The 12,501-nt window shown below is 71.6% G+C and carries 11 protein-coding genes; 9 read left to right on the plus strand and 2 right to left on the minus strand.

The features are described 5' to 3' along the window. Positions 1-80 precede the first annotated feature (80 nt). Positions 81-1,490 carry a DNA repair protein RadA gene (gene radA, locus ACIBTU_RS06615; RefSeq protein WP_399124794.1) on the minus strand — a complete coding sequence of 470 codons (1,410 nt, stop codon included), beginning with the start codon at positions 1,488-1,490 and terminating at the stop codon, positions 81-83. Positions 1,491-1,689: 199 nt separating this feature from the next. Here radA and ACIBTU_RS06620 point away from each other — a divergent pair, with 199 nt between their 5' ends. Further along, the gene (locus tag ACIBTU_RS06620; protein WP_399124795.1) at positions 1,690-3,468 is read left to right on the plus strand and encodes a hypothetical protein; all 1,779 of its coding nucleotides are present in this window, start codon (positions 1,690-1,692) and stop codon (positions 3,466-3,468) included. A gap of 14 nt (positions 3,469-3,482) precedes the next feature. On the opposite strand, the gene ACIBTU_RS06625 is transcribed toward ACIBTU_RS06620, so the two are convergent. After that, the gene (locus tag ACIBTU_RS06625) at positions 3,483-4,325 is read right to left on the minus strand and encodes a hypothetical protein (RefSeq protein WP_399124797.1); all 843 of its coding nucleotides are present in this window, start codon (positions 4,323-4,325) and stop codon (positions 3,483-3,485) included. 92 nt (positions 4,326-4,417) lie between these two features. On the opposite strand from ACIBTU_RS06625, the gene ACIBTU_RS06630 reads away from it, so the two are divergent. The 8 genes from ACIBTU_RS06630 (at position 4,418) to proC (ending at position 12,028) form a co-directional block, all read left to right on the plus strand. After that, positions 4,418-5,350, plus strand: coding sequence for a Ppx/GppA family phosphatase (locus ACIBTU_RS06630; RefSeq protein WP_399124798.1), 933 nt, complete (start codon positions 4,418-4,420; stop codon positions 5,348-5,350). Positions 5,351-5,526: 176 nt separating this feature from the next. After that, positions 5,527-6,351 (plus strand): sugar phosphate isomerase/epimerase family protein, encoded by an 825-nt coding sequence (locus tag ACIBTU_RS06635; RefSeq protein WP_399124799.1) that lies wholly within the window; start codon positions 5,527-5,529, stop codon positions 6,349-6,351. Beyond that, positions 6,348-6,953, plus strand: coding sequence for a TetR family transcriptional regulator (locus ACIBTU_RS06640; protein WP_399124800.1), 606 nt, complete (start codon positions 6,348-6,350; stop codon positions 6,951-6,953). Before ACIBTU_RS06635 ends, ACIBTU_RS06640 begins: the two co-directional genes overlap by 4 nt. 117 nt (positions 6,954-7,070) lie before the next feature. After that, on the plus strand, positions 7,071-8,924 hold the full coding sequence (gene ilvD / locus ACIBTU_RS06645; RefSeq protein ID WP_399124801.1) for a dihydroxy-acid dehydratase: 1,854 nt from the start codon (positions 7,071-7,073) through the stop codon (positions 8,922-8,924). A gap of 58 nt (positions 8,925-8,982) precedes the next feature. After that, positions 8,983-9,474, plus strand: coding sequence for an EamA/RhaT family transporter (locus tag ACIBTU_RS06650; RefSeq protein ID WP_399124802.1), 492 nt, complete (start codon positions 8,983-8,985; stop codon positions 9,472-9,474). A 107-nt stretch (positions 9,475-9,581) separates the two neighbouring features. Then, positions 9,582-10,403: an ABC transporter ATP-binding protein gene (locus ACIBTU_RS06655; protein ID WP_399124803.1), complete on the plus strand. Its 822-nt coding sequence runs from the start codon at positions 9,582-9,584 to the stop codon at positions 10,401-10,403. Continuing rightward, positions 10,400-11,137: an ABC transporter permease gene (locus ACIBTU_RS06660; RefSeq protein ID WP_399124804.1), complete on the plus strand. Its 738-nt coding sequence runs from the start codon at positions 10,400-10,402 to the stop codon at positions 11,135-11,137. The genes ACIBTU_RS06655 and ACIBTU_RS06660 overlap by 4 nt, the downstream gene beginning before the upstream one ends. Before the next feature lie 60 nt (positions 11,138-11,197). Next, positions 11,198-12,028 (plus strand): pyrroline-5-carboxylate reductase, encoded by an 831-nt coding sequence (gene proC / locus ACIBTU_RS06665; RefSeq protein ID WP_399124805.1) that lies wholly within the window; start codon positions 11,198-11,200, stop codon positions 12,026-12,028. Positions 12,029-12,501: the final 473 nt, after the last annotated feature.

Below are 12,501 nucleotides of genomic sequence, written 5' to 3' on the forward strand. Positions count from 1 at the left end.
TGAACTCCTCCGGATCGCAGACTCTGGGATGCCCTGGGGTTCCTTCGCGTTCGCACGCACGGGCGAGACCAGGGCAAAGTCTACCGGCGCTCCTCCGCCTCCCGTGGGGCCTCTCGCCGACGGCCCTTCGGGAGCACCCGCAGCGCCTCTCCCATGTCCGCCACTTCCAGCACCTTCATGCCCGCGGGGATCTTGCCCGGGTCGGCCGGGACCAGGGCGTGCGTGAAGCCCAGGCGGTGCGCCTCGGCCAGCCGGCGCTGCACCCCCGTGACCCGTCTGACCTCGCCCGCGAGGCCCACTTCACCGATCGCCACCAGGTTCTTCGGCAGCGGGGTGTCGCTCGCCGCTGACGCCAGCGCGAGCGCGATCGCGAGGTCCGCGGCAGGCTCCGACAGCTTCACGCCGCCCACCGTCGCCGAGTAGATGTCCCGCTTGCCGAGCGCGCTGATCCGGCCGCGCTGCTCCAGCACGGCCAGCATCATCGAGACACGGGAGGTCTCCAGACCGGAGGTCGTACGGCGGGGGGAAGGGATCTGCGAGTCCACCGTCAGCGCCTGAACCTCCGCCACCAGCGGGCGGCGGCCCTCCAGGGTGACGGTCAGACAGGTGCCCGGCACCGGCTCCGCGCGCCGCGTCAGGAACAGGCCGCTGGGGTCGGCCAGGCCCGTGATCCCCTCGTCGTGCAGCTCGAAGCAGCCGACCTCGTCCGTCGTCCCGTACCTGTTCTTCACGCCGCGGACCAGACGCAGGCGCGCATGGCGGTCGCCCTCGAAGTGCAGCACCACGTCCACCAGGTGCTCCAGGAGACGCGGGCCCGCGATCGCGCCGTCCTTCGTCACGTGGCCCACGAGGAGTGTGGACATGCCGCGATCCTTGGACGCGCGGATCAGCGCGCCCGCCACCTCGCGGACCTGCGCCATGCCGCCCGGAGCCCCGTCGATCTCCGGCGAGGCCACCGTCTGCACCGAGTCCAGGATCAGGAGCGACGGCTTCACCGCGTCCAAGTGGCCCAGGACCGCGGCGAGGTCCGTCTCCGCCGCCAGATACAGGTGGTCGTCGATCGCCTTGATGCGGTCCGCGCGCAGCCGCACCTGTGACGCCGACTCCTCGCCCGTCACGTAGAGCGTCTTGTGCTGCTCGCTCGCCGACTTCGCCGCCACGTCCAGGAGAAGCGTCGACTTGCCCACGCCGGGCTCGCCCGCGAGCAGCACCACCGCGCCCGGTACGAGGCCGCCGCCGAGCACCCGGTCCAGCTCGGGCACGCCCGTGGGGCGGGCCGTGGCCTGCTTGCCGTCGACCTGGCCGATGGGCAGCGCGGACGTCGTGACGCGGCCCGGGGCCGTCGTGCGGACCGCGGGCGCGCCGTACTCCTCGACCGTGCCCCACGCCTGGCACTCGGCGCAGCGGCCGAGCCACTTCGCCGTCTGCCAGCCGCACTCCGTGCAGCGGTACGACGGTCGGTCCTTGGCGGTTTTGGTACGGGCAGCCATGCCACGAACCGTAGCGGGCGGCACTGACAGCGCCCCCGGTGCGGGCCCGGCGGCGAGCGCTTTCGTCGCCCCGTGTAGCCGCGCTGGCCACGGAATATGGGCTTCCTGTCCCCTTTTGAGGGATCGTTTCACCCGTAAGGATTAAATGTGCTCAAGGCGCCGGAGAGGGCCTGCACCGGCCCCTACGGTCGCACAGGTGATGAGCAGCAGGCCGGAACCCTCCACACACACCACCGGCGCACACCGGGCGCATCGCGCCGGGGCGAGGCGGCCGGCGCCCCGCGCTGTTCCGCAGCGCCCGCCCGCGCGCTACGAGCCGTGTCTCGACGGCCTCTTCACATACTGTCTCTCCGTCCTCTGCGATCACGACGAGGCGATCGCCGCGCTCGGTGACGCGCTCGCGCTCGCCGAGCGGCGGGGGAGCCGGGCGCCGGACGCCGCCGCGGACCGGCGGGCCTGGCTGTACGCGCTGGCCCGGTGGTCGTGTCTGCGGCGGATGGCCGAGGCCAAGCGGAGGCGGCAGCGGCAGGGGGCCCACGCGGCCGGCTCCGCCTCCGGTGCGGGTTCGGGGTCTCGGTCGGGTTCTGCCTCGCCTTCGGCTCCGTCCTCCAGTTCTGGCGCCGCGCCTTCGGCTGCCTCCCCTGCGGCTCCGGCCGCCGAAGAGCGCCGCCGGCAGCTCGCCCAGCTCGCCTGGCCCGAAGCCGCCGGGACCACGCCCGAGCAGCGCGAAGCCCTCGAGCTCGCCGTCCGGCACCAGCTCTCGCCCCGCGAAGTCGCCGCCGCCCTCGGCACCGACCCCGCCGTCACCCGCGAGCTGCTCTCCTCCGCCGCCTGCGAGGTCGAGCGGACCCGCGCCGCCCTGGCCGTCGTCGAGACCGGCACCTGCCCCAGCGTCGCCCGCCTCACCGGAGACCACCAGCTGCTGCTCTCCGCCGCCCTGCGCCGCGAGCTCGTGCGGCACGTCGACGACTGCCCGCGCTGCCGGCGCACCGCCGAGCGCGCCGCCCCCGGTGCCTGGCCCGGCACCTCCGTGACCCCCGCCGCGCTGCCCCTCGTCGAGGCCCCGCGCGCCGCGCTGCACCAGGCGATGCACGCCCCGCACCCGGGCGCCCCGCGCTTCGACCGGCGCGGCTTCCCCATGGACCCCAAGGACCATGCCGCCCGGCGTGACCGGCTGCGCTCCCGCGCGGTCACCACCACCGTCGTCGCCACCGTCGTCGCCGCCCCGGTGCTCGCCCTCTGGGCCGCCTACCGAGGCCCGCAGACCGGTGAGGGCACCGACGGCCGTTCCGTCAGTGCGAACGAAGCGGGCGTCGGCGAGCTCGACGGGGACCGCGCGGGCGGCGCGTACGAGAACGCGGGCAATGCCCGCACCACCCCCGACCCGCATTTCACCGACGGCGCCGGGCGTCCCTCCGACGTGTCCGTGGAAGTCATCACGCCGCCCTCCCGCGGCGCCCACGGGCCGGGGCGGCTCACGGTCGAGGCCCAGCCCAGCGGTGACGTCACCCTCATCACCCTGACCGCGTCCGGCAGTTCGCCCGTCGCCTGGTCCGCGTCCACCAGCGCCTCCTGGCTCTACCTGAGCCGCTCCTCCGGCACGCTCCGGCCCGGCGAATCCGTCACCATCCGGGTCTACGTGGATCACCGGACGGAACCGGCCGGGCACTGGAGCGCCCGCGTCGGCGTCGGCCCCTCCGGAACGGTCATCTCCATCGAGGGGTACGGGAGTTCCGCGCCCACGGGGCCCGGACCGACCGGAGCGCCCGGGCCGGGTCCCGGGACCTCCGATCCGGGGCCCGGGCCGAGCGATCCCGATCCGACGCCGAGCGATCCGTCGCCGAGCGACCCTGATCCCACGCCCAGCGATCCGTCGCCGAGCGACCCCGATCCGACCCCCAGCGATCCCGGTCCGACGCCGAGCGACCCGTCGCCGAGTGATCCGACGCCCAGTGACCCGGCGCCCTCGACGTCCTGAGCGTCAGCGCGAGGTCACACCGGGTCCGCCGGGTGCGGGGCCAGCAGCGGCAGCTTCTTGCGGGCGCCCGCCAGGCGCTCCTCGCACAGCTCCACCAGCTTCGCGTAGCCGGCCTCGCCCATCAGCTCCGTCAGCTCCGGGCGGTACGACACGTACACCGGGTCGCCCGCTCCGTGCGCCGACGTCGCCGACGTGCACCACCAGTGCAGGTCGTGGCCGCCCGGGCCCCAGCCCCTGCGGTCGTACTCGCCGATCGAGACCTGGAGCACCCGCGTGTCGTCCGGGCGGTCGATCCACTCGTAGGTACGGCGGATCGGCAGCTGCCAGCACACGTCCGGCTTCGTCTCCAGCGGCTCCCTGCCCTCCTTGATCGCCAGGATGTGCAGCGAGCAGCCCGCGCCGCCCTTGAACCCCGGCCGGTTCTGGAAGATGCACGAGCCGTTGTACGGGCGCGTCTGGCGCTCCCCGTCCTCGTCCTTCGACACCCAGCCCGTCTCCACGCCGATGTCGTGGTGCTGCCAGATGTCCGGGGTGAGCCGTGCCACGTGCTCCGCCACGCGCTTCTCGTCGTCCTCGTCCGAGAAGTGCGCGCCCAGGGTGCAGCAGCCGTCGTCGGCGCGGCCGGCCTGGATGCCCTGGCAGCCACTGCCGAAGATGCACGACCACCGAGAGGTCAGCCATGTCAGATCACAGCGGAAGACCTGCTCGTCGTCCGCCGGGTCCGGGAACTCGACCCATGCCCTCGGGAAGTCGATGGGCTTCTCGTCCGGCTGCTGCTGTCGAGTCGCGTCCTGCTTCTGCGGTGCCGACTTCTTTTTGTCGGCCTTGTCGGCCTTGGCCTTTTTCGTCTTGGGCACAGGTCCAGAGTAAGCGTGCGGTGACCCCTGCGAGGACCCCGGCACCCGCCTCGGGGGACCGGGCGGCGCGCGGGCGCAGTAGCGTGCCGTACATGAGACTCGGTGTCCTCGACGTGGGTTCGAATACGGTGCATCTGCTCGTGGTGGACGCCCACCCGGGCGCGCGCCCGCTGCCCGCGCACTCGCACAAGGCCGATCTGCGGCTCGCTCAACTCCTCGACGACCGCGGAGCCATCGGGGCCGACGGGGTCGAGCAGCTGATCGGTGTGGTGCGGGGGGCGCTGGAGGCCGCCGAGGACAAGGGCGTCGAGGAGATGCTGCCCTTCGCCACCTCCGCCGTGCGGGAGGCCAGTAACGCCGACGAGGTGCTGGCCCGGGTCAAGGACGAGACCGGGGTCGAGCTGCGGGTGCTCAGCGGCGCCGAGGAGGCCCGGCTGACGTTTCTCGCGGTACGGCGGTGGTTCGGGTGGTCCGCCGGGAAGCTGCTCGTTCTCGACATCGGTGGCGGCTCGCTGGAGATCGCCTTCGGGATCGACGAGGAGCCCGATGCCGCTGTGTCGCTGCCGCTCGGCGCGGGGCGGCTGACCTCCGCCTGGCTGCCCGGGGATCCGGCCGATCCGGCCGATGTGAAGGCGCTGCGGCGGCATGTGCGGGCGCAGATCGCTCGGACGGTCGGGGAGTTCAGCCGGTTCGGGGCGCCCGATCATGTGGTGGCCACGAGCAAGACGTTCAAGCAGCTCGCCCGGCTGGCCGGGGCGGCCCGGTCCGCCGACGGTCTGTATGTGCAGCGGGAGTTGAAGCGGAGCGCCCTGGAGGACTGGGTGCCGCGGCTCGCCGCGATGACCACCGCGGAGCGCGGCGAGCTGCCCGGGGTGTCCGAGGGGCGGTCCGGGCAGTTGCTGGCCGGGGCGCTGGTCGCCGAGGGCGCCATGGATCTCTTCGGGGTGGAGACGCTGGAGATCTGCCCGTGGGCGCTGCGCGAGGGCGTCATCCTGCGGCAGCTCGATCATCTGCCCGGGGCGTGATCGCGCTTGAAGGGTGGGTGGCCGCCTGGGCTCTCTTGGCGGCTTTCCCGTGCGGTCCCTGCCGTCTCGTACCTGACCGACCGTGGGGGGACTGTTCGGTCGTGGGGCGTCGTGAGCTTTGCCGCACGTTCCGGCGTGCGGCCCCTCCGGAGGAATCGGGATCGTAGTCTGTCCCCGTGGCAGAACCAGTGGTGCGCATCCCGGATGCGAAGGTCGCGCTGTCCACGGCTTCCGTGTATCCGGAGTCGACGGCTACGGCCTTCGAGATCGCGGCGCGCCTGGGGTACGACGGCGTCGAGGTCATGGTGTGGACCGACCCCGTGAGCCAGGACATCGATGCGCTGCGGCGGCTCTCGGATTATCACCGGGTGCCTATTTTGGCTGTTCACGCTCCTTGTCTTCTGATCACGCAGCGGGTCTGGTCGACCGATCCCTGGGTGAAGCTCCAGCGGGCCAAGGCCGCCGCCGAGCGGCTGGGGGCGTCGACCGTGGTCGTGCATCCGCCGTTCCGGTGGCAGCGGGGTTACGCGCGGGACTTCGTGCGCGGTGTGTGGCGGATGGCTGATGAAACGGATGTGCGGTTCGCCGTCGAGAACATGTATCCGTGGCGCTATCGCGACCGGGAAATGCTGGCCTACGCGCCGGACTGGGATGTCACGAAGGACGACTACCGGCACTTCACGATCGATCTGAGCCACACCGCCACCGCCCGGACCGACGCCCTGGACATGGTCGGGCGGATGGGGGACCGGCTGGGGCATGTGCACCTGGCGGACGGGAACGGGTCCGGGAAGGACGAGCACCTCGTTCCCGGGCGGGGCGGGCAGCCCTGCGCGGAATTGCTGGAGCGGCTGGCCGTGAGTGGTTTCGACGGGCACGTGGTGATCGAGGTCAACACCCGGCGGGCCATGTCCAGCGCCGAGCGCGAAGCCGATCTGGCCGAGGCGCTCGCCTTCACGCGGCTGCACCTCGCTTCCGCGGTGCGGGTTCCGGGCTCATGACCGTACGGCGCCGGGGGCGGCCCGCGAGGAGCGAGGGCGGCGGGGCGCGGGAGCGGATTCTCGACGCCGCCCGTGAGGAGTTCGCCGAGCGCGGGTACGAGAAGGCCTCGGTTCGCGGGATCGCGAAGGTGGCCGGTGTCGACGCCGCCTTGGTCCATCACTACTTCGGGACCAAAGAGGCGGTGTTCGCGGCTGCCGTGGAGGTGGCCTTCGCGCCGGCGCTGGGCGTTCCCGGCGTGGTGGAGGAGGGGCCGCTCGACGGGGTCGGGGAGCGGCTCACCCGGTTCGTCTTCGGGGTGTGGGAGAACCCGGTGACGCGGGCGCCCCTGCTGGCCATCGTGCGGTCCGCCGTCAACAACGAGACCGCCGCCGGTGTCTTCCGGCGGCTGATCGTGGAGCAGCTGCTGGGGCGGATCGCCGGGCGGCTGGACGTGGCGGAGGGGGAGGCCGAGCTCCGTGTCTCGCTCGCCGCCGCCCAGTTGGTGGGGACCGCCATGCTGCGGTACGTGATCAAGGTGGAGCCGCTCGCCTCCGCCGACCTGGAGGACGTGGTCGCGCGGATCGCCCCTGTGGTGCAGGGGCATCTGGGCGGGGTCCGGTAGAAGCTCGGCGCGGGGTCCAGTGAGACGGGCGTATCGATATGCGGACAGCGTGTCCAGGGTGTGGAGCGGCGGCGTAGGCTCGTAAACAGTCTTTTCCGCCTTAAGGAGCGAGCGACGATGCCCGAGCTGAGGTCCCGCACAGTCACCCACGGTCGCAACATGGCGGGCGCACGCGCCCTTATGCGGGCCTCCGGTGTACCCGGTGCAGACATCGGCCGGAAGCCGATCATCGCCGTCGCCAACTCGTTCACCGAGTTCGTGCCCGGGCACACGCACCTGGCGCCGGTCGGCCGCATCGTGAGCGAGGCCATCGTCGAGGCCGGCGGCATCCCCCGTGAGTTCAACACCATCGCCGTCGACGACGGCATCGCGATGGGCCACGGCGGCATGCTCTACAGCCTGCCGTCGCGGGATCTCATCGCCGACTCCGTCGAGTACATGGTCGAGGCGCACTGCGCGGACGCCCTGATCTGCATCTCGAACTGCGACAAGATCACGCCCGGCATGCTGATGGCCGCCCTGCGGCTCAACATCCCGACGATCTTCGTCTCGGGCGGCCCGATGGAGTCCGGCCGCGCCACGCTGGTCGACGGCACGGTGCGGACCCTCGACCTGGTCGACGCCATGTCGGAGGCCGTCAACGAGAAGATCTCCGACGAGGACATCCTCCGTATCGAGGAGAACGCCTGTCCGACGTGCGGCTCCTGTTCCGGCATGTTCACCGCCAACTCGATGAACTGCCTGACCGAGGCCATCGGCCTGAGCCTGCCGGGCAACGGCTCGCTGCTCGCCACCCACACCGGCCGCAAGGCCCTGTACGAGCGCGCTGGTTCGACGATCGTCGAGCTGACCCGGCGCTACTACGGCGAGGACGACGCGAGCGTTCTGCCGCGCAACATCGCCACCCACGCCGCGTTCGAGAACGCGATGGCGCTCGACATCGCCATGGGCGGCTCCACGAACACGATCCTGCACCTGCTGGCCGCCGCCCAGGAGGCCGAGGTCGACTACAACCTCGACCACATCAACGCCGTCTCGCGCCGCGTGCCCTGCCTGGCCAAGGTCGCGCCCAACGTCGCCGGCTCGAAGACGTACTACATGGAGGACGTGCACCGCGCCGGTGGCATCCCGGCGATCCTCGGCGAGCTCTACCGCGGTGGAATGCTCAACGAGGACGTGCACACCGTCCACTCCCCGTCGATCAAGGAGTGGCTCGACACCTGGGACGTGCGCAGCGGCAGCGCCAGCGAGGAAGCCACCGACCTCTGGTACGCGGCCCCGGGCTGCGAGCGCTCCGCCACCGCCTTCTCGCAGTCCAAGCGCTGGGACTCGCTCGACACGGACGCGGCCGCGGGCTGCATCCGAGACGTCGCGCACGCCTTCTCGCAGGACGGCGGCCTCGCCGTGCTGAAGGGCAATCTCGCGGTGGACGGGTGCGTCGTGAAGACCGCCGGTGTCGACGAGTCCATCTGGACCTTCGAGGGCCCCGCCGTCGTCTGCGAGTCGCAGGACGAGGCCGTCCAGAAGATCCTCATGAAGGAGGTCAAGGAGGGCGACGTCGTCGTCATCCGCTACGAGGGTCCCAAGGGCGGGCCGGGCATGCAGGAGATGCTCTACCCGACCTCGTACCTGAAGGGGCGCGGGCTCGGCAAGGCCTGCGCGCTCGTCACCGACGGGCGGTTCTCCGGCGGTACCTCGGGTCTGTCGATCGGTCACGCCTCGCCCGAGGCCGCGGCCGGCGGCACCATCGCGCTCGTCCAGGACGGCGACCGGATCCGCATCGACATCCCGAACCGGTCGATCGAGCTGCTGGTCGGCGAGGACGAGCTGACCGCGCGCCGCGAGGCTCTGGGCGGCGTCTACGCCCCCAAGTCCCGCGAGCGCAAGGTCTCCGCCGCCCTGCGCGCCTACGCCGCCATGGCCACCAGCGCCGACAAGGGCGCCGTCCGCGACGTCTCCAAGCTGGGCTGACCGCCGTGTCCCGACCGGCCTGCGCCTCGCGCGGGCCGGTCCGGGGATAATCGGACCCGTGAGCGACGCACCCACGACCCCCGGCCCCCGCCCTGAGGCGATCCGTTTCTTCGGCACGTCCTGGGTCGATCACAGCGGCTCTTATCTGCTGACCCGTGTCGGGGCCGCTCTCGGCGCCCTCGTGCTGGCCGTCGCGGGCTGCTTCGTTCTGCGCTTCGCGTACGAGGGGCTGGCGCTGGCCGATGTCGGCGCGTTCGTCGAGGGCCTCGTGATCGTCATGTTCGCCGTGTGCTCCGCCTTCGCCTTCACCCGGACCTGGAGCTCCTTCTCCGAGCGGCCGGATCCCGAGAAGCAGGCCTCGCTGCGCGGATTCCTGACCATCGGCTTCGTCGGAGTCCTCCTCGCCTACGCCCTGCGCTGCCTCACGGAGGCCCCCGGCGAGAAGCTGCGCCGACAGGAGTACGAGACCGCCGTCGAGCAGTACGAGCGCCGAGCCGGCCGCCGCACCCGCAACCCGGCCAAGAAGAAGGGCCAGGGCCGCAAGGGCTGACCCTCTCCCTTTCGTCACGGCCCTCCTTTGTTCGCTCTCTGGTTCCCCCATGCCTCGGACCCCGAAGGTCCTTGACGACAGGTGTGCCCCGGAGGACTATTCATCGCGTGATGAATAAAACCCCGGGCGGCCCCCCGGACCCCGTCACACCCGCCGTCCAGGCCACCGGCCTCACCGTCGTCCGCGGCCCCCACACCGTCCTGCGCCACCTCGACTTCACCGTCCACCGCGGTCAGGTCACCGGCCTCCTCGGCCCCTCCGGCTGCGGCAAGTCCACCCTGATGCGCGCCCTCGTCGGCACCCAGGCCAAGGTCACCGGCACCCTGACCGTCCTCGGCCACCCCGCCGGCCACCCCGACCTGCGCTCCCGCGTCGGCTACGTCACCCAGGCCCCGTCCGTCTACCTCGACCTCACCGTCCGGCAGAACCTCGACTACTTCGCCGCCGTGCTCCTGCCCGGCCGCGCCCACGCCGAGGAACGCCGGACCGAGGTCGAGCGCGTCCTCGCCGACGTCGACCTGACCGACCGCGCCGACTCCCTGAGCGGCAAGCTCTCCGGCGGCCAGCTCAGCCGCGTCTCCCTCGCCGTCGCCCTCCTCGGCACCCCCGAACTCCTCGTCCTCGACGAACCGACCGTCGGCCTCGACCCCGTCCTCCGCCGCGACCTGTGGAACCTCTTCCACCGCCTCGCCGACCGCGGCACCACCCTCCTCGTCTCCTCGCACGTCATGGACGAGGCCGAGCGCTGCCACCGCCTCCTCCTCATGCGCGAAGGCACCCTCCTCGCTGGGGGCACCTCCCGGCCGGAGGCTGGGGGAGACAGCCCCGACGCCCTGCGCACCCGCACCGCCACCGACACCGTCGAGGCCGCCTTCCTCCAGCTCGTCGACGCGGCGAACGCCGCCCCCGCCCCCGGGACGCAGCCATGAACCCGTACCGCACCCTCGCCACCGCCCGCCGCGTCCTGCGCCAGCTCAGCCACGACCCGCGCACCATCGCCCTGATGCTGCTCGTCCCGTGCGTGATGCTCGTGCTCCTGCGCTACGTCTTCGACGCGAGCCCCGCCGTCTTCAACTCCATCGGCGCCTCACTGCTCGGCATCTTCCCGCTCATCACGATGTTCCTGGTGACCTCGATCGCCACCCTGCGCGAACGCACCACCGGCACCCTCGAACGCCTGCTCGCCATGCCCCTCGGCAAGGGCGACCTCATCGCCGGATACGCCCTCGCCTTCGGCGCCCTCGCAATCCTCCAGTCGATCCTCGCCACGGCCCTCGCCCTGTGGGGCCTCGACCTGAACGTCACCGGCTCCGCCTGGCTCCTCCTCCTGGTGGCCCTCTTCGACGCCCTGCTCGGCACCGCTCTTGGCCTGTTCGTCTCGGCCTTCGCCGCCTCCGAGTTCCAGGCCGTCCAGTTCATGCCGGCCGTGATCTTCCCCCAGCTCCTGCTCTGCGGCCTGTTCACCCCACGCGACCAGATGCAGCCCGTCCTCGAAGGCATCTCGAACGTCCTGCCGATGTCGTACGCCGTCGACGGCATGAACGAGGTCCTCCACCACACCGACCTCACCACCACCTACGTACGGGACGCCCTGATCGTCGCCGGCTGCGCGCTCCTCGTCCTGGGCCTCGGCGCCGCCACCCTGCGCCGCCGCACCGCCTGACCGCGTCCGACTGCCGGACAGCGCTCGGGCCCCGGCCGCGCCCGGTGCGAGGATGCCCCCATGAGTGAGACGAGCCAGCACCCCCGCCACAAGGTCGCCGTCCTCGGTACGGGCAAGATCGGTGAAGCCCTGCTCAGCGGAATGATCCGCGGCGGCTGGGCCCCGGCCGACCTCATGGTCACCGCCCGCCGCCCCGAGCGCGCCGCGGAACTCCGCGAGCGGTACGGGGTCACCCCGGTCACCAACCAGGAGGCCGCCAAGCAGGCCGACACGCTGATCCTCACGGTGAAGCCGCAGGACATGGGCACCCTCCTCGCGGAGCTGGCCCCGCACGTCCCGGCCGACCGCCTGATCATCAGCGGCGCCGCCGGCATCCCGACCACCTTCTTCGAGGAGCGCCTCCCCGAAGGCATCCCGGTGGTCCGCGTCATGACGAACACCCCCGCGCTCGTCGACGAGGCCATGTCCGTCATCTCCGCCGGCACCCACGCGACGGCCGCGCACCTGACCCACGCCGAGGAGATCTTCGGCGCGGTCGGCAAGACCCTGCGCGTCCCCGAGTCCCAGCAGGACGCCTGCACGGCCCTGTCCGGCTCGGGCCCCGCGTACTTCTTCTACCTGGTCGAGGCCATGACCGACGCCGGCATCCTGCTAGGCCTCCCGCGCGACAAGGCCCACGACCTCATCGTCCAGTCCGCCATCGGCGCGGCCACGATGCTCCGCGACAGCGGCGAGCACCCGGTCAAGCTCCGCGAGAACGTGACCTCCCCGGCGGGTACGACCATCAACGCCATCCGCGAGCTGGAGAACCACGGCGTCCGGGCGGCGCTCATCGCGGCCCTGGAAGCGGCCCGCGACCGCAGCCGCGAGCTGGCCTCCGGCAACAGCTGACGGCAACGCTGTTTGACCGCACGACGGCCCGGGGCGTGAAGTTGACACGCCCCGGGCCGATCCGTAGTGTTCTCCGAGTTGTCCGACGTGAGCACCGACCCCGGTCGGTCCCCGGACAGCCATTCCGCAAGAACTCTTCAAACGCTCGACGAGCTTCGTCGTGCTGTTTGCGCGTGCTTTTGCGAAATGAGGAATCCACGTTCGAAAGAGCGGGACCCCGATTAGGTCGGGGGCCAGGAATCCGCTAAAGTCTCACCAGTCGGAACGGCCCAACGGGCCAGGAAGACAAACCCGGTTGACTGGGAATCAGGCCCGAAAGGATCTGATAGAGTCAACACCGCCGGAAGGCCGAAAGGCCGGAAAGCGAAAAGGCAAGACCAGCAAGACCCCGAGGAAATCGGCCGGTGAAACGGTCTGATAGAGTCGGAAACGCAAGACCGAAGGGAAGCGCCCGGAGGAAAGCCCGAGAGGGT

It is taken from the genome of Streptomyces sp. NPDC050145 (assembly GCF_044460245.1).
Classification (GTDB): Bacteria; Actinomycetota; Actinomycetes; order Streptomycetales; family Streptomycetaceae; genus Streptomyces.